Source organism: Pelistega suis (assembly GCF_013133795.1).
Classification (GTDB): Bacteria; Pseudomonadota; Gammaproteobacteria; order Burkholderiales; family Burkholderiaceae_B; genus Taylorella; species Taylorella suis.
Genome location: NZ_JABGBN010000012.1, coordinates 1 through 23,951 on the forward strand (window position 1 = coordinate 1; position 23,951 = coordinate 23,951).

Below are 23,951 nucleotides of genomic sequence, written 5' to 3' on the forward strand. Positions count from 1 at the left end.
CCTTTGCGCCGATGATAGTGGGTGGACACCTGTGAAAGTAGGGCATCGTCAAGCTAATTACATCAAAAACCTCTCTAGATAATCCCTAGAGAGGTTTTTTTATTGCCTATCCTAAACTGTTACGGATATTTTTTTATCTACGCCCATAATACCCTACCCGTCAAAATCCTCGCCTATCAGTGGAGAGAGCCCTCAAATACCGCGCCCTCCGTTGTATTAAGCAATCTTAACGGCTGACCCTCTTCTTTTAAAAACGACCCTTCACTGCTGTGTCGCTCTCTGGCCAGCCCTTGTCGGCGCTAATCCTTCTGCTTTAAATCATTCTCCTTAATCACCTTTGCCCAAAATCCACTATCTGTCGCAATCGTTTGTTGGAATTTAGCATAATCTTGAAAATGTGGTTGTAAACCCGCAGAACTGAGCTTTTCTTGGATATCTTTGTTTTCCATCACCGTTTTTAAACTTGAAGAAAGCTTTTGTACGATATCATCGGGCGTGTCTTTAGGAACGACAATACCACCCCATGATAAGGATGTTTCTGTGGTGATATTCTGTTCTTTAAAGGTAGGTACATCAGGTAAAAGTGCAAAGCGCTCTGAGGTGCCAATAGCAATCGGCTTTAGACTGCCTGCTTTGATTTGCCCCAATACGGGTGCTACCTCAGCATAGAGGAAGTCCACTTCACCAGCGAGCAATGCCGTTACCGCAGGTGCTGTTCCTCTAAAGGGAATATGGGTGAGTTTTAAGCCTAAATCTTTTTTAATGGTTTCGATAGTGAGATGTGCTGTGCTGCCAACCCCTGCTGTTGTATAGTTAAGACCGTCCTTACTATTTTTGCTAGCTTCAATTAAAGAGGCTAAATCGGTAATTTTGCTTTGATACTTAGGATTGACCGTTACAACAATAGGGGTGATATAAAACATCCCAACGGCTTTGAAATCTTTATTAGGGTCATAAGAGACTGAGGGTAAGATATACGGTGCTGTTAAAGCAGGGGCAGATAGGGTTGCCATCGTGTGTCCATCCGCATTACTTCTAATTAATTGATTAATACCGATAGTACCTGAGGCACCTGATTTATTTTCAATAACTATAGTCTGTTTGAGTTCTTTACCTAATGCTTCAGCAAGAATTCTAGAAGAAATATCCGTAGAACCGCCTGGTGGAAATGGCACAATTTGCGTAATAGGTTTAGTGGGAAAATTATCGACTTGCGCTAAGGTGCTTGAATGCATCCCTGCTAAACCTAAAAATGCACTACTGATGAGTGATAACTTGAGTAATGTTCTCATTGTATAGTCTCCTTTTAATATTATTGAAAGCAATTTTTAACTTTATATTTTGAAAATTAATTCCGCATAGTAGCACAAAATATAAAACTGTAGGAGAGGGATTGCCCTTAGCATATGCTTATTTCAAATTACTATAATAAATGCGATTAATATAATTTAAACTTCTAAGGTTTTATAAAGGTTAAATTCTATTCATAATAGAAATAAGAGAAGTATTATGTCGATGAATAATGGGTTAGCACAATTAGAAAAAAACTTACAACATGAATTATCTTTGTTGGAAATTCCTGCGAAAGATTGGGTTAAACCCCGTTATGTTGGTGATGCTCAATTACATGATGTTGTGGTTATTGGCGCAGGGATGGCCGGTTTGACTGTCGCTGCAGCGCTGAAATTTTTAGGGATTAAATCCTTATTGCTCGATCGTTCACCAGAGGGTTTCGAAGGACCATGGGCGACGACAGCCAGAATGGAAACATTACGCTCACCTAAGCAATTAACAGGACCTGCTTTAGGTATCCCTTCACTGACTTTCCGTGCTTGGTATGTGGCACAGTTTGGTCAAGAAGCGTGGGACGTGTTGGATAAAATTCCTCGCTTGCAGTGGATGGATTATTTACGTTGGTATCGTAAAGTAACCGCCCCTGACATTCGTAATAATCATCAGGTGCTTGATGTAGAGTTACATGAAGATAATTATTTAGTACTTACTGTGCAATATCAGCAGACAGTACAAAAGATTTTGGCGAGACGTTTAATCTTGGCAACTGGTCGTGATGGTCTTGGTGGTGCTGCATTACCTGCTTTTGTTAATGATATTCCTCGCCAATATTGGGCACATTCTTCAGATGTATTTGATTACAGTACATTAAAAAATAAAAAAGTCGCTGTGATTGGTGCCGGTGCTTCAGCCATGGATAGTGCCGCAACGGCATTAGAAGAAGGAGCCGCTTCGGTAGAGATGCTAATTCGCCGTAAAGATATTCCTCGCATTAATAAAGGCAAAGGTGCAGGCAGCCCTGGTCTAGTGCATGGTTATGCTGACTTACCTGATGAATGGAAGTGGCACTTTAGACACTATATCAATAAAGCTCAAGTGCCTCCTCCAAAAGGTAGTACCTTACGCGTTTCACAGCATCCTAATGCATTTTTTAATCTGGATTGTGCGATTGAAAAGTTAGAAACAACCACAAATCAACAACTTGCTATCCATACGAGTAAAGGTGTTTTTACTGTCGATTTCTTGTTTTTGGCAACTGGTTTTAAAATTGATTGGTCACTACGCCCAGAATATGCACGTATAGCGCCGCTAGTCCGCACATGGGGAGATAGATTTACCGCCCCAGAAGGGGAGGATGATAAGGAATTATCTGCTTGTCCTGACTTAGGAAAATCTTTTGAATTTCAGGCAAAGGCAGGCGTTGTGGCACCTGTTTTATCCAATGTTTATTGTTTCAGCTATCCAGCCGTCGCTTCTCATGGAACAGTATCTGGCGACATTCCAGCCATTTCGGATGGAGCAAGAGCAATTGCTCAAGGTATTGCTTCATCGTTATTTAAAGAGGATGTAGACAGTTATTATACACAATTACAAGCCTATGCGGATCCAGAATTAGACGGTGATGAGTGGCAAGCTGCCTTACCTCCATCACAAAGGACTAGTTAATGACAGTTTGGTTATTGAAGCGTATTGTACAAGCGCTACTTGTTGTTCTCATCATGACGTTTATTGTATTTATAGGTTTACATGCTATTGGTAATCCTATTGATATTCTGATCGGTCCAGATACTGATCAACGCGATCGTGCTTTGCTTATTGCGCAAATGGGTTTGGATCAGCCTTTATGGAAGCAATACTTTATGTTTCTCAAATCCGCATTACAGGGAGACTTAGGTAAAAGTTTTGTTTATAACGAACCAGCGATTAATTTAGTGCTACAACGTTTTCCTGCCACGTTAGAGTTGGCGTTTGCGGCAATGTTGATTGCTATTGTGATTGGCGTGCCGTTAGGTTTGATATCAGGGCTTTATCCTGATCGATTTCCTTCTCGTTTGATTATGACAGGTAGTATCTTGGGCTTTTCTTTACCGACTTTCTGGGTAGGGTTGATGTTAATTACCGCCTTTAGTGTATCGCTTGGATGGTTACCCGCTAGCGGACGTGGGCAAACGGTTGAAGTCTTTGGGATGCAATGGTCGTTCTTAACCGCGAATGGTCTTTATCATTTATTATTGCCAGCATTTAATCTTGCGTTGTTTAAAGTGTCTTTGGTGATTCGTTTAACTCATGCAGGTGTTAGAGAAGTATTACCGATGGACTATATCAAGTTTGCGAAAGCGAAGGGCTTGTCGAGTTTTAGAATTATCACGACACACGTCTTACGCAATATATTAATTCCATTGACGACCGTCTTGGGCTTAGAGTTAGGCTCAACCATTGCAGGGGCAGTCGTGACAGAAAGTATTTTCTCTTGGCCTGGAGCAGGTAAATTAATTCTTGATAGTATCAATGGTTTGGATAGACCGGTTATTTTAGCTTACCTTATTGTCGTCGTTTGTGTATTTGTCACCATTAATTTGCTAGTCGATATTACTTATCGTATCTTAGACCCTCGCGTTCGCTTGGAGAAACAGCTATGAGTCAGATAAAGATGGATAAGCCCTCCTTGCTAAAAGAGTGGACCGCAGCCTTTTTTTCCTCCAAATTGGCGACTATTGGTTTTGTGATTGCTGGCTTACTGTTTTTGGGGGCTATTTTTGCTCCTTTATTAACACCTCAGAATCCTTATGATTTATTGCAATTAGATATTCTCGATGCACGCTTAGAGCCTGGCTCACGTAATGGTAGTGACACCTTTACCTACTGGCTAGGGACAGATGGACAGGGTCGAGATTTGTATTCGGCTATTTTGTACGGTTTACGGATTAGCTTGTTTGTGGGGTTAGGTTCTGCTTTATTAGCTAGCGTGATTGGAACGATTATTGGCGTTATCTCTGCCTATTTTGGTGGAAAAGTAGATGCCGTCATTATGCGCATTGTCGATTTGATGCTGTCTTTTCCTTCTATTCTCATTGCCATGATGATTTTGGCGTATTTAGGCAAAGGAATTAGTAATGTCATTCTCACCTTAGTCATTTTGGAGTGGGCATATTATGCACGGACAGCAAGAGGACAAGCTTTAGCTGAGCGTCAAAAAGAATATGTCGAAGCGGCGTTAAATCTGGATATTCCAACATGGCGAGTCATGCTACGTCATATCTTACCGAATTGTTTGCCACCATTGATTGTGATTGCAGCCTTACAAGTGGCACGAGCAATTACTTTAGAAGCAACGATGAGTTTTTTAGGCTTGGGTGTGCCTGTGACAGAACCCTCGTTAGGATTATTAATTTCTAATGGTTATCAATTTATTCTTTCGGGACAGTATTGGATTAGTTTATTTCCAGGTATTGCCCTGCTATTGACGATTATGTCTCTGAATTTAGTCAGTGATCGTTTAAGAGAAGTGTTCAATCCGAGGGGGCAGTAATGAGTGAAATTTTGTTAGATGTACGGCATCTTCACATACAATTTGTCACCAAGGAAGGAACGATAGATGTCGTAAATGATGTGTCATTACGTCTGGAAAAAGGGCAAATTCTCGGTTTGGTAGGAGAATCTGGCTCTGGTAAATCGGTGACGGGTTTTTCGATTATGGGATTGATTGATAAACCAGGGCAAGTCGTAGGGGGTCAGATTCTATTTAATGGTGAAGACTTACGTCAATATAACCCTAAGCAGATGCGCGCGTTACGTGGTAATCGTATGGCGATGATTTTCCAAGATCCGATGATGACCTTGAATCCTGTATTGCGTATTGATACACAGATGATTGAAACCATTCAAGCACATGAAAAAAATGTATCAAAGCAACAAGCATGGGAACGAGCGAGAGATATGCTGGGTCAAATGGGTATTCCAAGTCCAGAGACACGATTAAGCGCTTATCCTCATCAGTTATCAGGCGGGATGCGTCAGCGAGTGGCGATTGCAATCGCTTTGCTCTTAAAGCCAGATTTAATTATTGCGGATGAGCCTACGACGGCATTGGATGTTTCTATTCAAGCCCAGATTCTATCGGAAGTCCAAAAGCTTTCGCAGCACTATGGTACGGCATTGATTTGGATTACGCATGACTTGTCCGTCGTGGCCGGTTTGGCAGATCATTTAGCCGTGATGTATGCCGGTAAGATAGTCGAACAAGGAACGGTTGATGAGGTGTTAGATAATCCTCAACATCCTTATACCGTCGGTCTTATCCAAAGTTTACCTATGAATAATGAGCGAGGTAAACGTTTAACTCAAATACCGGGTATTACACCGCATTTACTCCATTTGCCACCAGGTTGTGCTTTTTCAACGCGGTGCCCTAGAGCGACAGACCAGTGCAAACAAGCACCTGAATTACAGAAGTTGATTGGTGAACATTCGGTGCGATGCTTTTTCCCGAATGCGGCACATATTGTTGAGGTAGGAGGGGCGATATGACAACAACGCCTTTATTGCATTTAAATCATGTGGTGAAAACCTTTGGACAAGATAAACAAGGTTTTCTGCATCAAAGCTTACAACGCCTAGGCTTAGTTCAGCCTACTGCGGTGACTAAGGCAGTAAACGATGTTGACTTGGTGATTGCCAAAGGTGAGGTCGTTGGTCTTGTCGGTGAGTCGGGGTGCGGTAAATCAACGCTAGGCCGTATGGCAGCGGGCATTATTAAACCGAGTAGTGGACAAGTACTCATTCATGGACAAGACTTACATCGCTTACAGGGTGAAGCATTAAGCAAGGCAAAACTAACTGTGCAGATGGTTTTTCAGGATCCTTATGCTAGTTTAAATCCACGGATGCGTGTACAAGATATTGTTGGCGAATCTGCGTATATCCATGGTTTGGTGAGTAAAAAAGAACGGGACCATTATGTGGCAGAGCAGTTGGAAAGAGCTGGCTTAAATGCGAGTTTCCGCTTTCGTTTTCCTCATCAATTTAGTGGTGGACAGCGTCAGCGTATTGGTATTGCACGTGCCTTAGCCGTACAACCCGAAATGCTCGTATGTGATGAAGCGGTTGCCGCACTAGACGTGTCCATTCAAGCTCAGATTCTGAATCTCTTTATGGATTTACGAGAGCAATTATCACTGACCTATCTCTTTATTAGTCATGATTTAGGTGTAGTAGAGCATTTTGCTGATAGAGTGGTGATTATGTATTTGGGGCGTGTCATTGAGTCTGCGCCAGTCGAAGAAATTTATAAAAGAGCTAACCACCCTTATACGCAAGCATTATTGGCAGAAATGCCAAAGATGCATGAGCGTAAAAAAATCTTTACCGCATTAAAAGGGGAAATCCCTAGCCCACTGAATCCCCCCACAGGATGTCATTTTCATCCGAGATGTTCACGAGCGACAGATCGATGTCGACAGGAAGCACCGGTATTAAAAGAAATTGCGATTAAACATTTTAGTGCCTGTCATTTAAATGATGGGTTGTAACAGAGTCAAAATTAAGACTGAATAATTTATATTTGAAATAAGGAAATGATGATGAAAAAACAAGTATTAAGTGTATTGGCCGCTAGCTTATTAGCGATTGGCTCGACAGCGCAAGCGGAAGAATTAAAAATCGCTTTTGCAGATAATCTGTCTTCTTTAGATCCTCAATTAAACAACTTCGCTGGAGACCGTTCTGCAGGCTTATTTTTCTTTGATATGTTAGTGAGTAATTACTACAACAAGTTATTACCAAGCTTAGCAACAGAATGGAAAAATATTGATGAAAATACCTGGCACTTTACTTTACGTCCAAGTGTGAAATGGAGTAATGGTGAAGCGGTAACCGCAGAGGATATTATTTTCTCTATCGAGCGTGCCCGTAAAGTACCTGGTTCTGTCGCACCTTTTACTAGCTATGTTCGTACGATTGAAAGCGTAACAGCTAAAGATGCTCAAACATTAGAATTCAAAACAAATATCCCTAATCCAAACTTACCACTAAACTTGGCTTCTGTACCGATTGTGAATAAGAAAGTGGTTGAGGGAGCGACAAGCGAAGACTTTAACTCTGGTAAAGCTTTAGTAGGTACAGGTCCTTATGTTTTAGATACCTATACACCGGGTAAAGGTTTTATTGCCAAAGCCAATCCAAATTATTGGGGTGAAAAAGTGTTTTGGGATAAAGTGGATTATCGTTACACCGCTAATGCCGCTTCTCGTACAGCAGCTTTGTTAGCTGGTGATGTGGATGTGATTGATAAAGTTTCTGTCTCAGATTTACCAGCATTAGAGAAAAACGATAAGGTGAGTGTCTATGCTTATAACGGTTTACGAGTATTAGTATTGCAACCAAGTTTTAATCCAAATCCTAACCAATACATTACCGATAATGCGGGTAAACCTTTAGATAAAAATCCATTATTGGATGTAAAAGTACGTCAAGCGTTATCATTGGCAATTAATCGTGAGGCAGTGGCTAGTCGCATTTTACAAAACGGCGTGACGGTAGCTAACCAATGGATGCCTAAGGGCTCAATTGGCTATAACCCAGAGATTCAAGACATCGCTTTTGATGCAGCAAAAGCTAAGGCATTACTTGCTGAGGCAGGCTATCCAGAAGGATTTAAGTTAACCGTTCATGTGCCAACAGACCGTTATCCTTTAGCACCTGAAACAGTACAAGCAGTTGCACAATTCTGGACGCGTATCGGTGTGAAAACAGAAGTACAAGTCGTGCCATGGGCCGTGTATTCTGGTGAGGCTAAGAAAAACAACTATGCGATGAGTGTGATTGCTTGGGGGAATGGTACGGGTGAAGCTAGCTATGGTATGGTGAGTATTCTGGCGACAGTTAATCCAGAAAAAGGTCTGGGCGCTTCTAACTGGGGTCGCTATAGCAGTGAGCGTTTTGATCAATTATTAGCTCAGACGACTAAGGAATTTGACCAAGCTAAACGTGAAGGCTTTATGCGTGAAGCAGCTCAAGTGGTTTCAGAGGATGTGGGTATTATTCCTTTATTCCATTACAAAAATATCTGGGCAGCGAAAAAAGGCTTAGTAGTTAAACCCTTAAGTTCAGATCGCACCGTGCCTGTCATGGTCACTAAAGAGTAGTCGCTATGGTAAAGCTTGATATTACGCCGGTAAAGGCCTTAATTGATATCCCTCGCCATATCCGTGTATGTGGATTAAAGGCGGGTACAGAACTTAGTCTACATACCGAAACTCAAAGAGGACAAGGTATTTATTGGCGTAGTCAAGCTGTGTTTGTCGCGGATAATGAGGGTGTGGTGGATACTTCTCGTGATGCACCTATCCGTGGTGACTATCAAGGCGTTGATGGTATGGGGCTTATTTTTTCTCAAGTCCCTGATTCCCCACAGAGCAATGTATTTCCTGATGATGTCACCCAGCATCTTATCACCAAGATTTTTGTCTATCAAAAAGAGACCTTGTTAGCACAAGGGGAGATGATTCAGATACTGTGTACCACAGAAACAGAGCGTATCGAAGTGAGAGACAATGGTTTAGTGGGTACATTGTTTAAACCTAAAGCAAAAAAAGCCTATCCAGCCATTATCGTTTTAAACGGTTCAGGTGGTGGTATTAATGAGCCGCGAGCAGCACTCTATGCGGCACATGGTTATATCGCTTTTGCGCTTGCGTATTTTAAAGCACCAGGTTTATCGGATTACATTTCACATACGCCACTGGAGTATTTTGTGAAAGGGATAGATTGGTTACGGACGCATTATTCACCTAAAGATGATTTTGTTGCCTTAAGCGGACAATCACGAGGCGGAGAGTTGGTCTTATTACTAGCTAGCCTTTTCCCTGAAAAAATCTCTGCGGTCATCGCCTTTGTACCAGGTGCTGTCGTGCATAGTGCGCAAAATGCCGCTGACCCTAAGTTGGGGAGAGAGGGCTATGCTTGGTTATTAGAGGGTAAACCTATCCCACATGTCTGGGAAAATAATAAAACCGCCACGTGGGCTCCCTTTGATGAAGGTGAACCTCCACACCGCCATGAATTAGCGATTAAGACGGCCTTGCAGGATAGTGAGGCTGTTGCAAGAGCGAGAATTCGTGTAGAAGATTGTCGCTGCCCGATTTTATTGATTTCAGCAGAAGATGACGGCGCTTGGCCATCGCAATGGTATAGCCAGATGGTGATGGATACCTTAGCACAACACCATTATCCCTATATATACCGTTGGAGTGACCATGCAGAAGCAGGTCATACGATTGTATTTCCTTATTTACCAACCACTCAAATCGTTCATACCCATCCTGTGTCAAAACGACTCAGTACACAAGGAGGGAATATGTATGCCAATGCCAAGGCTAATCAACAAGCATGGGCTGATGTAGTGATGTTTTTAAGGGATTGTACCAACATTTGCTAAAACGTTTTTAATCAAAGATAGAGATATGACACAAGTAGATATCATTAATCAAGTCTTGGGTATTGCGGTAGATAGCCCTTTATACCAAGTAAGACAATTTAGAGAAAAAATTGTTAAAGGAACACAAGATAGTTATGACGCCTTGTTTAGCGACAAGCTCACTGTACCGCTAACATGGCGTTATGCCGTAGCGGTATTCAGTAGTCGTCTGGCGGGTAGTGTCGAGTTTGAACAGCATTATCGTGCTTTGGCAGAACAATCAGGCTTGAGCGCTGAAGAGTTAGATCTGATTGTAGCGGGTGAGTTTAATCAGCTAGAAGATAAAGTGCTTACTGAAGTCCTACGCTTTACGCAGAAATTAAGCTTAAAGCCTGTAGAAGGAGATAAAGACGCTGTTTTAATTTTAAAGAAAGCCGGTATCGCTACTCATGATATCGTTGCACTAAGCCAGTTGATTGCCTTTTTATCTTATCAATTGCGCTTGGCAGCAGGACTAAAAGCCATGGCAAAACTGGTATAGGGAGAGCAAGATGACAATTGAAAAAAATGGTTTTACCAATGCTATGCTGGGCTGGAAAGCATGGTTAGATGTGGTCGATGTAGAAAAGGCAACTCCCAAACAAATAGAGGTTTTAGAGGCAAGTCATCCCCAAGCCAAGACCTCGGATTATTATTTGCTGCTTGTCCATGAGCCAGAGATTCTAGAACATCGCTCAACCACTTATAATGCCATCATGTATGCCCCAGGTGGTTTGACACGTGCCGACCGTGAGTTAGGTGCGTTGACGGTTTCTCGTATTAATGGGTGTGTTTATTGTGCCTCTGTACATGCACAACGTTTTGAACAATTGGCAAAACGTCATCAAATTGTGGCTGATATTTTTGATAATCCAGCCACCGCGGGTGATAGTGAGCGTGATAAAGCCATTATTCGATTAGCCACCGAATTGACCGAGAACCCATCCTCATTTAGTGAAGCACGAATTCAAGAGCTAAAAACTCTAGGATTAGAGAATAAAGAGATTTTAGACCTTATTCATTCTGTCGCCATTTTTGGCTGGGCGAATCGCTTGATGTTGAACTTGGGCGAGGCGGTGCATCCGGAGAAATAATTGGACGACTGCGAATACTAACGCGGTAAGGTTTCATCTGACTTAAGCGAGCTAGGTTTTCTTCAGTGGGATGGAAAGTATCGGGGTCAGCCATCGCTGCAGCAGTAATGGCTGCGTCTTCTTCATCGGTTGGACTAATATGATTGGATTTAAGCGGTGGCATATTTTTTCCTTATATTGAATTAACTTTTTGTAAAATAACTAAAGATAGCATAAAAGGGTTCACGTTCTTGGATGCTATCTTTTAAAGTTTTGATGGGTCATTGTGTAATAACCAATCTTTTAATGCATTGTTCATTTTGGTTTGCCAGCCCTTTCCTAGCGTACGAAAAGCAGTCACGACATCTGTGTCAAAGCGGACAGTGAGTTGTTGCTTTTGTCCTGAACCGACGGGGCGACCGCGGAATGGTTTGAATACTGCTTTAGCAAGGTTTTCCTCGGTAGGATGAAAAGTATCGGGGTCAGCCATCGCTGCAGCGGTAATTGCAGCATCTTCTTCATCGGTTGGACTAATATGAGTGGGTTTAAGCGGCGGCATATTTTTTCTCCTCACGGTTATTAGCCTTTCGTAAGCTAATCACTCTAATTTTAGTTAATCGTTTAACATAGACAAGAACGTGTAGCCTATGTTTAATATAGCCTATAGAAATTCGTCTATTTTCAAAATAGTTTTTTCGATCATCGGGCTTATCAATTGAGGATTCCCATTCGAAATGAATAACCTCTGTCAGATAAATACCGTGCTTTTCAAAATTTCGAAGGTTTTTTTGATGGTCATATTCTATCTCGTCAAGCGTAATCATAATGACTATCTCCAATTATTGTAGTTATAAAAAATAAATTCGTCAATGATGAATGACTATCTTAGCGAGAAGAAGATGAGGAGCATATAGGGGTAGGATGAAAGTGTCCTAGGGGAAGATAAGAACACGCTTATTAGGGCAAATTCGGATATTAAAAAAGTAATAACTTCTTTATCTTCTATCTTGACTATATAGAAATAAACGGGAGAATAGTTTAAATGCGAATTAAAAGTATCATCGCTGCTTTTATGTGTTCAATATCGGCGGCATATGCTGTAGAGGACTTCCCCAATAAGCCGATAAGTATTATTGTACCTGCATCGCCAGGGGGAACAGCAGACATAGCTGCACGAATGTTGGCAGAACCATTAAGTAAGGCTTTAGGACAACCTATTGTTGTGGAGAATAAAGGCGGTGCCGCTGGTAATATCGCTGTACAGCATTTATTTAAGAGTAAATCTGATGGACATACTTTACTCATGCAATATTCGGGTTTTCATCTGATTACACCTCATTTTATGAAGGTAAATTGGGATCCGATTAAGGACTTTACCCCGATTGCTCAGATTGTTTCTGCGCCACAAGTATTGGTGGTTAAAAAAGATTTGCCTGTAAAGACGATGAAAGAGTTTGTTGATTATGCCAAGGCAAATCCAAACAAATTAAATTATGGTTCTAGTGGTAATGGTTCTTTACATCACGTGAGTGCTGAGCTATTAAACTATACGGCAAATATTAAAACGACAAATATTCCGTATGCAGGAGCAGGGCCTGCGCTGACAGACTTATTAGCAGGGCATATTGATTTCTTGTTGACGACACCGCCACCACTGATTTCACATATTGATTCGGGGGCGATTAAGCCTTTAGTCGTAACAGCATCACAACGGTTGGCTTCTTTGCCGAATGTTCCATCTGCTTCAGAGGTAGATTTGCCCGACTTACAGATTTCATCATGGTTTTCCTTGTATGCTCAGAAAGATATCCCAGAGAGTGTGGTGCAACGATTAAATACGGAAATACAGAAGATTATGCAAGATGCTGTATTTCAGGAAAAGTTAAAAGGATTAGGTGCTGATGTTGAGTTTGTAGGGGCTGTAGAGTTAGGAAAACGTGCGAAAGCAGAGTTTGAGTTTTGGGGTGATTTGGTGAAGAAGACAAATTTGGTAGAGGGGAAATAAAATAGTTAACAATTGAAATAAATTAAATTACAATTGTAACAATAATAATTTCATAGGCTAAGCATCTAATAACAAAATAATTGGATATTTAGCCTATTTTTATGGTCCATTTTTGTGCATCGCATCAATTTTAATCTTCAAATGGGAGAGAAGTATGTTCACTAAAGAAGAGATTGAATATGTCACTCAATTAAGAAGAGATATTCATCAACATCCTGAGTTGAAATATGAAGAGAGTCGAACGTCTGAGATTGTTCGACAAGTCTTAGAAAATTTAGGGTATCAGGTTCAAACAGGAATTGCTGGTACTGGAGTTGTTGGATTGTTAGAAGGTAAGCAACCAGGTCCATGCATTGCTTTCAGAGCTGATATGGATGCACTCCCTATTTTGGAAAAAACAGGTCTATCTTATGCGTCTAAGCATGAAGGTAAGATGCATGCTTGTGGGCATGACGGGCATACGGCAACATTATTATTAGCTGCACATTGGCTAGCACGACATAAAGAGTCTTTACACGGAACGATTAAGTTAATTTTTCAGCCAGCAGAGGAGGGTGGTAATGGTGCCGAAAAAATGGTTCGAGAGGGAGTTTTAGAGAATCCAAAGGTAGAAGCGGTTTTTGGTTATCATAATCGTCCCGGTTTTGCGAGTAATCTTATTTTTGTAAAACCGAATAGTGCGATGGGAGGTAATGATACCTTTGATGTGGTCATTAAAGGTAAGGCGGGTCATTCGGCTATGCCTCATTTAGCCAATGATCCTATTTATATTGCAGCAAATATTGTGCAACAGACACAAGGTTTAGTTGGACGTAGTAAGTCTCCGCTTAAACATGGTGTTATTACGGTTAGCAAGTTCCATGCAGGAAGTGCTGATAATGTTATCCCAGAAACTGCTGAATTAACGATTAATATTCGTAGTGACTCACCAGAGAGTCGTGAACAATTGGCAGGAAGACTGGAAAATATTGTTAAAGGTAATTGTTTAGCTTTTGGTGCTGAATATACGATGACGGCTAAGCACTCTGTCCCCCCGCTGTGTAATCCACCTGCTTATGCGGATGTTGTCTTGGAGGCAGCTAGAAAAGTGATGCCTAATCATGCTATTGAAAAATTAGATTATATGCCAACGATGGGAGCAGAAGATTTTGCTTTTTATCTAGAAAAAGTACCAGGCTGTTTCTTTTTCATCGGTAATGGTACGGATTGTGCTTATTTACATAATGAAAAATATAACTTTAACGATGATATTTTGAGCACAGCTGCGGGTGTATTTGTCGGACTTGCTCAGCATTATTGTGGAATTCAGAATTGATAAGGAGTTAGTTGTTCATGGATAAATTTTTAAGTTTTGTAGAACGAGTAGGGAATCGACTGCCGCATCCCTTTTTTCTATTTGTTAGCTTATCCCTCATTGTGATTTTAGTAACGGCTATTATGTCTGGATTGGAGATGAGTGCCATTAATCCCAAGACAGGAGCTGAAGTTGCGATTAAAAGCTTGTTATCGACAGCAGGTATTCAATTCATTTTTACTAGTATGGTGGATAACTTTGTAAAGTTTCCTCCACTGGGAATTATTATTGTCGCCATGTTTGGTATTGGTCTGGCCGATAAAGTAGGTTTGTTACCGGTACTGATTCAGGGTAGTGTAAGTAAAGTACCTAAACCGTTTTTAACTTTTACTGTGTTTGTAGTTGGTATTACAGGTAGTATTGCTTCAGATGCAAACTATATTATTTTAATTCCTCTTGTCGCGATGATTTACCATTCGCTCGGACGGCATCCCATTGCAGGAGCAGCAGCTGCTTACGGTGCTGCGGGTGCGGGATTTGACGTGAGTCTATTGATTACGACGAGTGATGCATTATTTTCAGGCTTAACGACTGAAGCGGCTCGTCTAATTGATCCTAATTTTTATGTGAGTCCATTGGATAATTATTATTTCGCTGTTGTATCAGTGATTGTTTTGGCAATTTTAGGTACATTTATTGTCGATAAAGTGATTGAGCCACGTTTGCAGCGTACGTTAGCTGTTGATGCTGATGTCAAAGTAGAGCCTCCCCACCAATTATCTGATTTGGAGAAAAAAGGATTAAAAAATACTTTATGGGCAGCGATTATTTTTGTTGGTCTTTTATTGATTCTTATTCTACCAAGTACATCGCCTTTGCGTAATCCTCAAGGTGGTTTAGTTCCATCGCCATTTTTGAAAGCATTTGTACCTATATTGTTTGGTTTCTTTATGACCGTTGGTATTACTTATGGTAAGACAGTAGGGAAAATTAAAAAGCTTGCGGATATTCCTGCTTTTATGGTTGATGCAGTTAAGGAGCTTGCTACCACGCTTGTTTTATTCTTTGTAATTGCACAATTTATTGCTTACTTCAATTGGTCGAGTTTAGGTCAATACATTGCTATTCAAGGATCTATTTTCTTAGAACATACGCAATTGACAGGATATGCCATGATGGTTGTTTTCGTGGTAATGAGCGCTATTATGAATATTTTCATGACAAGTGGTTCAGCACAATGGTCACTAATGGCACCTATCTTTGTTCCTATGTTGATGTTAGTCGACTATCATCCTGCCTTTACGTTGGCTATGTATAAGATTGGTGACTCAACAACAAATATTATTTCACCGATGAGTCCTTATTTTTCTGTTTGTTTAGTTTACATGCAACGTTATAAGAAAGATTTAGGCATCGGCTCATTGATGTCTATTATGTTACCCATCTCAATTAGTTTCTTGGTAGTTTGGTTAGTTCTATTATTAGTTTGGGTAGCGGCTGGTTGGCCTTTAGGACCGGGGGTATATCCGAATTTATAAATTTTTTATAAATTAATGAGTAGAAGTTTAGACCAACTCTGACAAATGAGTTGCAAAAAAGAGAGTTTCCCGTTTGAATAAGAGGTGCGAATCTTTTAAATAAACAAAAAGGAAACTCTCTTGTTACATAATACCAATAATGTCATGAATTTCCTGAGCATACCTACTTACAGCAAAATCCAGAAGGGGCATTGTACTATACCGTCAAAATAGGAGAGGTTCGCTTAATTGCATTAGATACCACCATAAAAGATAAGCATTTTGGTGGTCTATCTGAAGAGCAATTAAATTGGCTGGAAAAAACTTTGCGTCAATATGCAGACGAAACTACTATCATCGCGATGCATCATCCTCCTTTTCAAACGCTGATTGGTCATATGGATAAGATATCGTTAGCTTATGGTGGTAATCGTTTGCATGACTTGGTAAAGGATAATGCCCAAGTAAAACGAGTGATTTGTGGGCATTTGCATCGTGCTATTGATATGGGTTTTGCTGGTGCAATTGCTTCAACTACACCATCTGTTGCACATCAAGTTGTACTTGATATTTCACCTGATGCGGCTTCATGCTGGAATCTAGAACCTCCAGCTTACAAGATTTATGTTCATCAACCCAATGTAGAAGTTTTATCTTATATTGCCTATGTTAATGACTATGAAGGACCGTATCCTTTTCATGAAGGTGGGAAACTGATTGATTAAGGTAGATATCAGAAAGATATAGATCTTTAATATTTTGAGAAATAGATACCCCCATAGATTTGATATTGAAAACTATGGAGGTATTTACGTAGAATTTTTTAGGAATGATTATTTTGTAAAGAAGTTAATCATCCAAGTATGCCATGGTAAAGCAACAATATCGATAAGAACAGCACCGCATAACGGAATAATAAGGAAAGCCTTCGGTGAAAAGACTTTGTATTTTTCAGTGACAGATGACATGTTTGCAATAGCGTTTGGTGTTGCTCCTAAGCCGTGTCCAATTAAGCCTCCGCACATAACAGCAGCATCGTAGTTTTTTCCTAATAGGCGGAATACAACAAAAACAGTAAGAGCAATTAGTGCTAAGACTTGCAGTAATAATATGATGAGTAGTGGTAGGGCAACAGATGTGATTTGCCAGATTTTCATATTCATCATTGCCATAGTTAGGAAAATACCGAGAGAAACATCAGCAATTAAGTCAATAGTTTCTTGTTTAATCTCTACAACTTTAATTGAGTCATTAATATTGCGGAAAACAATAGCAACAAACATTGCTCCAACATAACTAGGGAGAGCAAAGCCTGTTTTATCTGTAAATACTCCAGACAAATATAGACCAATTACCATGATGATAACAATGAGAGCCAATGAACGGATGAAGTTAGTTGTATTGATAACTCCCGTTTTTGATAGAGGGGCATTATCAACTTTAATTTCTTCAGCCTGAATAGTCACTTTATGTTTTTGGATGAGATAGTTTGCAATAGGTCCACCGAGTAGACTGCCAGCAATTAAACCAAATGTTGCTGCAGAAATAGCGACTGAAGTGGCATTATCTACGCCTAAGCCTTCGGCTACTTTACCAAAAGCAGCTGCTGCACCATGACCGCCTTCTAGAGAAACAGCACCGGCCATTACGCCAAGCACGGGGTGGATATCCAATAAAGATGCTAGCCACGCACCAAGAGCGTTTTGATATAGGGCGACAAACCAGCAAACTAGTAAATAGACAATTAGTGCTTTACCGCCTGTTTTTAATAATTTATAGCTGCCCCCAATACCTACAGTGGTGAAGAAAGCAATCATTAAAGGGCCTTGTAAGGCAGTGTCGAATTTGATTTCTACATTGCTGAGATATAAAAGCCAAATAATAATACTGGCTGAGAAACCACCTATGACAGGGGCGGGAATACAAAATTTTTCAAAAAATGGAATTTTGCTTTTTAAATAGATACCAAGTAATAAGCAGAGTAATGCCAATAATAAGGTACTTAATGCATCAAATTGAAAGGACATAATGACACCTTTTAAGTTGTTGATTTTTTAGAAATGCCGTGAACATATTCATATATGATGTGGGCAGCGAGTTTAGCCGTTTGATTGTCTCGATCAAACAACGGGTTGTATTCTGCAATCTCTAATAATGCGGTCTTACCTGACTCAAAAAGATATTGCAGCAGTGGGAAAATTATCTTGTAATCGACACCGTATGGCGCTGGGGCACTTACTCCAGGTGCTTGTGATTGTGGAAAGACATCTAAATCAATGCTGAGGTGAACAATATCCACCTCTTTGAGAAATTGTGCTAGTTTATGTTTTATGGATGAAATAGTTGAGAAATCCATTTCATAGTCCATCACATAGTCTACATTTAGCTTATTAGCTCGTTCGAACAATATCGCAGTATTAGATTGTCGTGCTATACCTAAGCATAGATAACGGAAATCTTGATGGTTTTGCTTAGAAAGTTTATATGCTTGATAGAATGGCGTGCCAGAAGTTGCTTGAGCGTCTTCTCTTAAATCAAAGTGGGCGTCAAAGTTAATAATACCGATACGTTTATTATTTTCTCTAGCAAATTGAGATGAACCTTGAAATGACCCATAAGCGACTTCATGACCTCCTCCTAATATGATAGGAGTAATCCCTTGTTTTAAGCATTTAAGCACGTAGTCACCGAGATTGTTTTGTGCTTTTTCTAAGTTTTTGTCGTCGCAGCTAATATTTCCTGCATCACAGAGTGTTATTTCATGATGTAAAGGAAAACTAGCCAGTTGAGTTCGGATTAAATCAGGAGCATGGTATGCGCCAACTCTTCCTTTGTTGCGGGACACTCCTTCATCTGACGAAAAACCAATAAGACATGAGCCTTTTGTTTGAGAGTTGAAAGGCTGGATGACTTGAAATAAACGCTGATGTTCTTTGCCTTCTCCATCAAAACGTCCTGTCCATTGAAAAGGGTTCTTCATCGATATGACTCCTTCAGTAGGAATGTGATAAAAAATCATTAATATGAGTAGCTTGTTTTTGTGTGGCAGAAATTAGTTGATGAGCATGCATTTGCGCTCGATAATAAGGTGCCATAGTGGTAAGTACGGCCAAAAGCTCACTTTTCTTAAAGATAGGGAATGAAACCCCCCAAACGTCAGTATCAATTTCACCTATGCTTATCCCGTATCCATTTGTTTTAATGTGAGCGAGTTCTTCTTGAAAAGATAAGTTTTTATCTAAAGCGAATTGTTTTAAAAGTAATTGCGTAGTCTCTTTATCTTGAAAGGCAAGAATAGTTTTTGCGCTAGCTCCTTTAGTTAAGGACTGTTTACTACCTAATGAGAAAGAGCATTTTAGTAAAGATGGACTTTCCTCTAAGGCAACACATAGTGTGTGATGCGGAGTGGGTACGATAATCGCAGCTGTTTCTTTAGTCTCGCTAACTAGTAATTTTAAAAAAGTAGAAAAAGCATTGCTCATCATGCTATAGCGTTGAAATTGTAAAGATGCACTATAAGATGTTGGTCCAGATACGAAACCATCTGTTTTGTGAGCATCAGTAATGAACCCCCAGTCTTTTAAGGTTCTTATAGTTCGATAAACAGTTGATAATGGGATATGTAAGGTACTACTAATTTCTTTAGCACTTTTAGGGGATTCATTGCTATGAATATAGCTAAGAATAGCTAGCAGTCTATTATCTTTTTCCATTTTGGTTACCTTTTGTAATTTTTATATCATATTGGAAAATGGGAAAAGATAAAAATGTGTTTCTCGAAAAATGAGAAAAATATCAAAAAAATAAGAATTTTATAGGGTTTTCAATGATGATTTTCGGGTGGTGTTTTAAGTATAATTGTAACAAATAGTTTTTATTTTTAATCTGTTGGTAGGAGATATATTTATGAAACTTAAACAATTTATTACTTTATTAGGAGTAACGGTAGCGGGTTTTACACTAAGTCCGATTGCTATTGCAAAAAATGTTGTCTTGAAAGCGGCACATGCCTCAGCTATTACAAGTACTGGGCAAAAAGCTTTTGAGTTTATGAATAATGAACTTAAACAAAAGACTGATGGACGTATTACCTTGGAAATTTTCCCTGCATCTCAGTTAGGCAGTGAGAGAGAGTTGGTTGAGAGTATTCAATTAGGTAATGTTGATATGGCATTTGTTTCATCTGCTGTATTAGGCAATTTTAACCCAGAGTTTTTTGCGCTTGATATTCCTTTTCTTTTTAAAGATCGAGCAAGTGTTTATCGTGTTCTTGATGGAGAAATTGGTCAGAGTCTGTTAGGTAGTTTAGATAAAGTGGGTATTAAAGGTCTAGCTTTTTGGGAAAATGGTTTTAGACAGTTAACAAACAACAAAAAAGAAATCCGTACTCCTGCTGATTTGGCAGGGATTAAGATGCGCACCATGGAAAATGAGGTGCATATTGCAGCATGGAAAGCCTTGGGAGCTAACCCATCTCCATTAGCATTTGGTGAATTATTTACCGCATTGCAGCAAGGAACATTTGAGGCACAAGAAGGACCTATTAATTTATTTTATGATATGAAGTTTAATGAGGTTCAGAAGTATATTTCTGTCACTAATCACGTTTATTCTCCTTGGCCATTAATGATTAATCCAGAGGTCTATGATTCATTCTCTTCGGAAGATAAAAAAGTATTTGATGAAGTTGTAAAAGCAACAGCAAACTATCAACGAGATTTAGCATTAAAAGCGGATGAGAATGCAATTGCTAATATGCCTGAGGTCAAAATTACTAAGTTGACAGCCGAAGAGTTAAACCAATTTTCATCAAAAATGCCTGCGATTCATGAAATGGTGAAGAAGAAAATTGGGCCTGCAATTGTAGATAAAATTATTGCGGAAATTAATAAGTAGGTGATGAAAGCTTAAAGCGAGAAAAAAAGGGATGAGTTTTTCATCCCTTTGGATTTAATCTATGAAAGTATTAAATGATTACTTAGAAGAAATTCTATTGGCTGTTTTGTTGTCGGGAATGACGCTTTTAATCGGCATACAAGTATTTATGCGTTACTTCCTTAATGACTCTTTAACATGGTCTGAGGAGCTGGCAAGATATTTCTTTATTTGGGCTACCTATATTGGTGTTGCTGCAGGTTTTAAGCATTCTGTACATATTAGAGTTGATTTTTTAATTACAAAACTATCCCAAAATTATCAGCGTTACGTCAATATTTTGGTTTATCTAATTGTTATTGTATTTGCCTATATTGTCATTGTAGAAGGTTACACTTTGGTTGAAAGAATTTTGAAGTTTAATCAGAGGTCTTCTTCCTTAGGGATTTCTATGGCATATGTTTATATGGCGCCATTGGTGGGCTTCGGTTTAAGCGTTATTCGATTATTACAAGCTATTTATGGTGAAGTAAAGGCTATAAAGAGGGTGGGCTAGTATGGTAACTTTTTTATTATTTGGAAGTTTTCTTTTTTTTCTTTTGCTGAGCGTTCCAATCGCTGTTTCGTTAGGGTTATCAGCAGCACTTACTATTTTCTATAGTGGAGTTGTTAAGCCTAGCGCTATTCCTCAAGGGCTAGTTACTGCAATTGATTCGTTTCCTTTGATGGCAGTTCCGTTTTTTATTCTAGCCGGTAACTTAATGGGGCATGGAGGTTTATCTAAACGGTTATTGGATATGGCCAATGTTTTTTTTGGTCGTTATACAGGAGGTTTAGCATTAATAGGTATTGTAACATGTATGTTTTTTGCCGCTATTTCCGGGTCGGGTCCCGCGACTGTTGCTGCTATTGGGGGATTACTATTACCTGCTATGGCTAAGGCAAATTATAACAAGGGATATTCTATTGGGATGCTAGCATCAGCAGGAAGTTTAGGCATTATTATTCCACCGAGTATTCCGATGATTATTTATGCTGTATCTGCAAATGTTTCAATTATGCAGATGTTTGTAGCAGGTATCATACCGGGTCTTTTTATCGGTGTTGTCTTAATGATAGTAGCTTACCTGAAGGCAAAAAAAGAAAACTATATAGGAACAACAGAAAAATTTTCTTGGCATCAGAAATGGCAAGCAATTTGGGATGCTAAGTTAGCATTATTAGCACCAATTATTATTCTAGGGGGGATTTATGGTGGAGTATTTACTCCGACTGAAGCTGCAGCCATTGGCGTTATTTATGGTTTTCTTGTTGGTTTTTTTGTATATAAAGAATTAAATTTAGTATCCCTTTATAAAGTATTAGTAGATTCTGCATTGACCTCAGCAACGATTATTTTAATTGTGGGGACAGCAACGATTTTTGGGCGAATTCTAGCAGTAGAAAGAATTCCTTTTGAAATTGCTGATTATATCGTCCAGTTGTCAGATAATCCCGTCATTATTTTGTTGCTGATTAATTTGTTATTGCTATTTGTTGGTATGTTTATGGAGACATTGGCGGCAATCATTATCTTAGTGCCCATTCTGTTGCCAGTAGTATTAAAGGTCGGTGTAGATCCCGTGCATTTTGGCATTATTATGATTGTTAATCTAGCAATTGGTATGATTTCCCCCCCTGTTGGAGTCAATTTATTTGTAGGGTCTAGAGTAGGTAATGCACGCTTAGAGGAAGTAACTATTGGGGTATTACCGTTTTTATTAGCAATGATTTTTGCTTTGTTAGTTATTACGTACATTCCTAGTCTTTCTTTGTTTTTACTAAAATTTGTTGCGTAGTTTGTAGGAAAATCATATGAGTACACAAAAAGTTGGTGTAGCCATTATTGGTTCAGGAAATATTGGATGTGACTTGATGTATAAGATTTTACGTCAATCAGAGAGTTTAGAGTTATTGGCCTTGGTTGGGATTGATCCGGCTTCAGAGGGGTTGGAGCGTGCACGTAAACGAGGCATTGCGACGACAGCAGAAGGTATCGATGGTTTAGTGAAATTGGATGTCTTTAAAGATATCAAGATTGTGTTTGATGCGACGAGTGCAGGCGCTCATCATAAGCATAATGAAGTGTTACAGAGTTATGGTATTAAGGTGGTTGATTTAACGCCAGCAGCGATTGGTCCTTATGTTGTACCTGTTGTCAATATGCAGGCGCATTTAGATGCACCGAATATTAATATGGTGACGTGTGGTGGACAAGCGACGATTCCGATGGTCAATGCCGTATCACAATGTACAGAAGTATATTACGCAGAAATTATTGCCTCTATTTCGAGCAAGTCTGCGGGTCCTGGTACGCGAGCGAATATTGATGAATTTACCGAAACAACCTCTAAAGCGATTGTCCAGGTGGGCGGTGCTAAAAATGGTAAAGCAATTATTATTTTAAACCCTGCGGAGCCACCCTTGGTGATGCGTGATACGGTGTATTGCTGTGTCTCCCAAGAGGCGGATGAAGCAGCGATTGCGGCCTCTATTAAGAACATGGTGAAAGAGGTTCAAAAATATGTACCGGGTTATGTATTAAAGCAAGAACCACAGTTTGAGAATATCCGCTTGGCTAAGCCAGGACTTATTCCAGGTACGGATTCACAAGAGGTCAAAAAGGTATCCGTTTTCCTTGAAGTGACTGGGGCGGGATTCTATTTACCAGAGTATGCCGGCAATTTAGATATTATGACGAGTGCAGGTATGAAGGTAGCAGAGCAGTTAGCAGAAAAATTAGTGGCAGGTGAGGTGTAATCATGAGCTTTTCTAAAGATAAAAAAATTTATATTTCAGATGTAACCTTACGTGATGGTATGCATGCTATTCGTCACCAATACTCAATTGAGCAAGCTAAGCAAATTGCTACAGCGTTAGATGCCGCTGGTGTAGATAGTATTGAGGTAGCGCATGGCGATGGTTTAAAAGGTTCAAGCTTTAACTATGGTTTTGGGGCGCATACCGATTTAGAGTGGATTGAGGCCGTAGCGAGTGTGGTTAAACGCGCTAAGATTGCCACCTTAATTTTACCGGGGATTGGTACGATTGAGGATTTGCACGAAGCGTATAATGCGGGTGCTCGTGTCGTGCGAGTAGCGACGCATTCAACCGAGGCGGATGTCTCTAAGCAGCATATTGAATATGCACGTAAATTAGGTATGGATACGGTAGGTTTTTTAATGATGAGTCATATGAACTCTCCAGAGAAACTTGCTCAAGAAGCCAAGAAGATGGAAAGCTATGGTGCAGAAACGGTCTATGTCGTGGATTCAGGCGGTGCTATGAATATGTATGATATTGCCGATCGCGTTAAAGCGTTTAGAGAAGTGTTAAAACCAGAAACACAGATTGGTATTCACGCACATCACAATTTAAGTCTAGGAGTTGCCAATAGTTTAGT

At 39.8% G+C, this 23,951-nt stretch carries 25 protein-coding genes; 18 read left to right on the plus strand and 7 right to left on the minus strand.

Translation table 11 applies throughout. From position 1 onward, the window contains the following. Positions 1 to 299 precede the first annotated feature (299 nt). Entirely contained in the window at positions 300 to 1,292 is a 993-nt protein-coding gene (locus HKX39_RS10275; protein ID WP_171681240.1) for a Bug family tripartite tricarboxylate transporter substrate binding protein, read from the minus strand. A gap of 217 nt (positions 1,293 to 1,509) precedes the next feature. Between HKX39_RS10275 and HKX39_RS10280 the strand changes: the two genes are divergently transcribed. Genes HKX39_RS10280 through HKX39_RS10320 form a run of 9 tightly spaced genes read left to right on the plus strand, consistent with a single transcriptional unit; the run spans position 1,510 to position 10,839 of the window. After that, positions 1,510 to 2,958: an NAD(P)-binding domain-containing protein gene (locus tag HKX39_RS10280; RefSeq protein ID WP_171681241.1), complete on the plus strand. Its 1,449-nt coding sequence runs from the start codon at positions 1,510 to 1,512 to the stop codon at positions 2,956 to 2,958. Next, on the plus strand, positions 2,958 to 3,932 hold the full coding sequence (locus HKX39_RS10285) for an ABC transporter permease (RefSeq protein ID WP_171681242.1): 975 nt from the start codon (positions 2,958 to 2,960) through the stop codon (positions 3,930 to 3,932). Before HKX39_RS10280 ends, HKX39_RS10285 begins: the two co-directional genes overlap by 1 nt. Beyond that, the gene (locus HKX39_RS10290) at positions 3,929 to 4,822 is read left to right on the plus strand and encodes an ABC transporter permease (protein ID WP_171681243.1); all 894 of its coding nucleotides are present in this window, start codon (positions 3,929 to 3,931) and stop codon (positions 4,820 to 4,822) included. The genes HKX39_RS10285 and HKX39_RS10290 overlap by 4 nt, the downstream gene beginning before the upstream one ends. After that, positions 4,822 to 5,820 carry an ABC transporter ATP-binding protein gene (locus tag HKX39_RS10295; protein WP_171681244.1) on the plus strand — a complete coding sequence of 333 codons (999 nt, stop codon included), beginning with the start codon at positions 4,822 to 4,824 and terminating at the stop codon, positions 5,818 to 5,820. Before HKX39_RS10290 ends, HKX39_RS10295 begins: the two co-directional genes overlap by 1 nt. Continuing rightward, entirely contained in the window at positions 5,817 to 6,821 is a 1,005-nt protein-coding gene (locus tag HKX39_RS10300; protein WP_171681245.1) for an ABC transporter ATP-binding protein, read from the plus strand. Before HKX39_RS10295 ends, HKX39_RS10300 begins: the two co-directional genes overlap by 4 nt. A 51-nt stretch (positions 6,822 to 6,872) precedes the next feature. Then, positions 6,873 to 8,435, plus strand: coding sequence for an ABC transporter substrate-binding protein (locus tag HKX39_RS10305; protein WP_171681246.1), 1,563 nt, complete (start codon positions 6,873 to 6,875; stop codon positions 8,433 to 8,435). Between the two features lie 5 nt (positions 8,436 to 8,440). Further along, complete coding sequence (locus HKX39_RS10310; RefSeq protein ID WP_171681247.1) at positions 8,441 to 9,727, plus strand: acyl-CoA thioester hydrolase/BAAT C-terminal domain-containing protein; 1,287 nt, start codon at positions 8,441 to 8,443, stop codon at positions 9,725 to 9,727. Positions 9,728 to 9,752: 25 nt separating this feature from the next. Further along, positions 9,753 to 10,247, plus strand: coding sequence for a CMD domain-containing protein (locus HKX39_RS10315; RefSeq protein WP_171681248.1), 495 nt, complete (start codon positions 9,753 to 9,755; stop codon positions 10,245 to 10,247). A 10-nt stretch (positions 10,248 to 10,257) separates the two neighbouring features. Then, complete coding sequence (locus HKX39_RS10320) at positions 10,258 to 10,839, plus strand: peroxidase-related enzyme (protein WP_171681249.1); 582 nt, start codon at positions 10,258 to 10,260, stop codon at positions 10,837 to 10,839. On the opposite strand, the gene HKX39_RS10325 is transcribed toward HKX39_RS10320, so the two are convergent. The 3 genes from HKX39_RS10325 to HKX39_RS10335 form a co-directional block, all read right to left on the minus strand. Beyond that, a complete protein-coding gene (locus HKX39_RS10325) occupies positions 10,760 to 11,002 on the minus strand; it encodes a hypothetical protein (RefSeq protein WP_171681250.1) in 243 nt (80 codons plus the stop codon). The two genes, HKX39_RS10320 and HKX39_RS10325, sit on opposite strands and share 80 nt — an antisense overlap. Positions 11,003 to 11,083: 81 nt before the next feature. Further along, positions 11,084 to 11,377, minus strand: a complete 294-nt coding sequence (locus HKX39_RS10330; RefSeq protein ID WP_171681251.1) for a BrnA antitoxin family protein — start codon at positions 11,375 to 11,377, stop codon at positions 11,084 to 11,086. Continuing rightward, complete coding sequence (locus HKX39_RS10335) at positions 11,364 to 11,642, minus strand: BrnT family toxin (protein WP_171681252.1); 279 nt, start codon at positions 11,640 to 11,642, stop codon at positions 11,364 to 11,366. The genes HKX39_RS10330 and HKX39_RS10335 overlap by 14 nt, the downstream gene beginning before the upstream one ends. A gap of 218 nt (positions 11,643 to 11,860) precedes the next feature. On the opposite strand from HKX39_RS10335, the gene HKX39_RS10340 reads away from it, so the two are divergent. The 4 genes from HKX39_RS10340 to HKX39_RS10355 all read left to right on the plus strand — a co-directional run bounded on the left by HKX39_RS10340 (position 11,861) and on the right by HKX39_RS10355 (position 16,359). Beyond that, complete coding sequence (locus HKX39_RS10340; protein ID WP_171681253.1) at positions 11,861 to 12,823, plus strand: Bug family tripartite tricarboxylate transporter substrate binding protein; 963 nt, start codon at positions 11,861 to 11,863, stop codon at positions 12,821 to 12,823. Positions 12,824 to 12,977: 154 nt separating this feature from the next. Next, on the plus strand, positions 12,978 to 14,138 hold the full coding sequence (locus HKX39_RS10345) for a M20 metallopeptidase family protein (RefSeq protein WP_171681254.1): 1,161 nt from the start codon (positions 12,978 to 12,980) through the stop codon (positions 14,136 to 14,138). Positions 14,139 to 14,155: 17 nt separating this feature from the next. Next, positions 14,156 to 15,655, plus strand: a complete 1,500-nt coding sequence (locus HKX39_RS10350; protein ID WP_171681255.1) for an AbgT family transporter — start codon at positions 14,156 to 14,158, stop codon at positions 15,653 to 15,655. 191 nt (positions 15,656 to 15,846) lie between these two features. Beyond that, the gene (locus HKX39_RS10355) at positions 15,847 to 16,359 is read left to right on the plus strand and encodes a metallophosphoesterase (RefSeq protein WP_171681256.1); all 513 of its coding nucleotides are present in this window, start codon (positions 15,847 to 15,849) and stop codon (positions 16,357 to 16,359) included. Between the two features lie 108 nt (positions 16,360 to 16,467). On the opposite strand, the gene gltS is transcribed toward HKX39_RS10355, so the two are convergent. The 3 genes from gltS to HKX39_RS10370 are packed head-to-tail and all read right to left on the minus strand — an operon-like array spanning position 16,468 to position 19,347. After that, positions 16,468 to 17,661, minus strand: coding sequence for a sodium/glutamate symporter (gene gltS / locus HKX39_RS10360; protein WP_171681257.1), 1,194 nt, complete (start codon positions 17,659 to 17,661; stop codon positions 16,468 to 16,470). Between the two features lie 11 nt (positions 17,662 to 17,672). Beyond that, complete coding sequence (gene hutG / locus HKX39_RS10365; protein WP_171681258.1) at positions 17,673 to 18,614, minus strand: formimidoylglutamase; 942 nt, start codon at positions 18,612 to 18,614, stop codon at positions 17,673 to 17,675. A gap of 13 nt (positions 18,615 to 18,627) precedes the next feature. After that, complete coding sequence (locus tag HKX39_RS10370; RefSeq protein WP_171681259.1) at positions 18,628 to 19,347, minus strand: IclR family transcriptional regulator; 720 nt, start codon at positions 19,345 to 19,347, stop codon at positions 18,628 to 18,630. A 193-nt stretch (positions 19,348 to 19,540) separates the two neighbouring features. Between HKX39_RS10370 and HKX39_RS10375 the strand changes: the two genes are divergently transcribed. From HKX39_RS10375 to dmpG, 5 genes are all read left to right on the plus strand, one after another. After that, a complete protein-coding gene (locus HKX39_RS10375) occupies positions 19,541 to 20,530 on the plus strand; it encodes a TRAP transporter substrate-binding protein (protein WP_171681260.1) in 990 nt (329 codons plus the stop codon). A gap of 61 nt (positions 20,531 to 20,591) precedes the next feature. Then, complete coding sequence (locus HKX39_RS10380; RefSeq protein ID WP_171681261.1) at positions 20,592 to 21,065, plus strand: TRAP transporter small permease; 474 nt, start codon at positions 20,592 to 20,594, stop codon at positions 21,063 to 21,065. 1 nt (position 21,066) lies between these two features. After that, complete coding sequence (locus HKX39_RS10385) at positions 21,067 to 22,347, plus strand: TRAP transporter large permease (RefSeq protein WP_171681262.1); 1,281 nt, start codon at positions 21,067 to 21,069, stop codon at positions 22,345 to 22,347. 16 nt (positions 22,348 to 22,363) lie between these two features. Then, positions 22,364 to 23,308 carry an acetaldehyde dehydrogenase (acetylating) gene (locus HKX39_RS10390; protein ID WP_171681205.1) on the plus strand — a complete coding sequence of 315 codons (945 nt, stop codon included), beginning with the start codon at positions 22,364 to 22,366 and terminating at the stop codon, positions 23,306 to 23,308. A 2-nt stretch (positions 23,309 to 23,310) separates the two neighbouring features. Next, positions 23,311 to 23,951: 4-hydroxy-2-oxovalerate aldolase (dmpG, locus tag HKX39_RS10395; protein ID WP_171681263.1), on the plus strand; the 641-nt coding region annotated here is incomplete at its 3' end.

Excerpts from the sequence above, each read along its gene's own strand:
- HKX39_RS10285 (WP_171681242.1), top strand. The coding sequence starts at position 2,958 with ATGACAGTTTGGTTATTGAAGCGTATTGTACAAGCGCTACTTGTTGTT.
- HKX39_RS10300 (WP_171681245.1), top strand. The coding sequence starts at position 5,817 with ATGACAACAACGCCTTTATTGCATTTAAATCATGTGGTGAAAACCTTT.
- gltS (WP_171681257.1), bottom strand. The coding sequence starts at position 17,661 with ATGTCCTTTCAATTTGATGCATTAAGTACCTTATTATTGGCATTACTC.
- HKX39_RS10345 (WP_171681254.1), top strand. The coding sequence starts at position 12,978 with ATGTTCACTAAAGAAGAGATTGAATATGTCACTCAATTAAGAAGAGAT.
- HKX39_RS10315 (WP_171681248.1), top strand. The coding sequence starts at position 9,753 with ATGACACAAGTAGATATCATTAATCAAGTCTTGGGTATTGCGGTAGAT.
- HKX39_RS10310 (WP_171681247.1), top strand. The coding sequence starts at position 8,441 with ATGGTAAAGCTTGATATTACGCCGGTAAAGGCCTTAATTGATATCCCT.
- HKX39_RS10280 (WP_171681241.1), top strand. The coding sequence starts at position 1,510 with ATGTCGATGAATAATGGGTTAGCACAATTAGAAAAAAACTTACAACAT.
- HKX39_RS10370 (WP_171681259.1), bottom strand. The coding sequence starts at position 19,347 with ATGGAAAAAGATAATAGACTGCTAGCTATTCTTAGCTATATTCATAGC.
- HKX39_RS10305 (WP_171681246.1), top strand. The coding sequence starts at position 6,873 with ATGAAAAAACAAGTATTAAGTGTATTGGCCGCTAGCTTATTAGCGATT.
- HKX39_RS10335 (WP_171681252.1), bottom strand. The coding sequence starts at position 11,642 with ATGATTACGCTTGACGAGATAGAATATGACCATCAAAAAAACCTTCGA.
- HKX39_RS10330 (WP_171681251.1), bottom strand. The coding sequence starts at position 11,377 with ATGCCGCCGCTTAAACCCACTCATATTAGTCCAACCGATGAAGAAGAT.
- HKX39_RS10385 (WP_171681262.1), top strand. The coding sequence starts at position 21,067 with ATGGTAACTTTTTTATTATTTGGAAGTTTTCTTTTTTTTCTTTTGCTG.
- HKX39_RS10390 (WP_171681205.1), top strand. The coding sequence starts at position 22,364 with ATGAGTACACAAAAAGTTGGTGTAGCCATTATTGGTTCAGGAAATATT.
- hutG (WP_171681258.1), bottom strand. The coding sequence starts at position 18,614 with ATGAAGAACCCTTTTCAATGGACAGGACGTTTTGATGGAGAAGGCAAA.
- HKX39_RS10290 (WP_171681243.1), top strand. The coding sequence starts at position 3,929 with ATGAGTCAGATAAAGATGGATAAGCCCTCCTTGCTAAAAGAGTGGACC.
- HKX39_RS10320 (WP_171681249.1), top strand. The coding sequence starts at position 10,258 with ATGACAATTGAAAAAAATGGTTTTACCAATGCTATGCTGGGCTGGAAA.
- HKX39_RS10325 (WP_171681250.1), bottom strand. The coding sequence starts at position 11,002 with ATGCCACCGCTTAAATCCAATCATATTAGTCCAACCGATGAAGAAGAC.
- HKX39_RS10350 (WP_171681255.1), top strand. The coding sequence starts at position 14,156 with ATGGATAAATTTTTAAGTTTTGTAGAACGAGTAGGGAATCGACTGCCG.
- HKX39_RS10340 (WP_171681253.1), top strand. The coding sequence starts at position 11,861 with ATGCGAATTAAAAGTATCATCGCTGCTTTTATGTGTTCAATATCGGCG.
- HKX39_RS10375 (WP_171681260.1), top strand. The coding sequence starts at position 19,541 with ATGAAACTTAAACAATTTATTACTTTATTAGGAGTAACGGTAGCGGGT.
- HKX39_RS10275 (WP_171681240.1), bottom strand. The coding sequence starts at position 1,292 with ATGAGAACATTACTCAAGTTATCACTCATCAGTAGTGCATTTTTAGGT.
- HKX39_RS10380 (WP_171681261.1), top strand. The coding sequence starts at position 20,592 with ATGAAAGTATTAAATGATTACTTAGAAGAAATTCTATTGGCTGTTTTG.
- HKX39_RS10295 (WP_171681244.1), top strand. The coding sequence starts at position 4,822 with ATGAGTGAAATTTTGTTAGATGTACGGCATCTTCACATACAATTTGTC.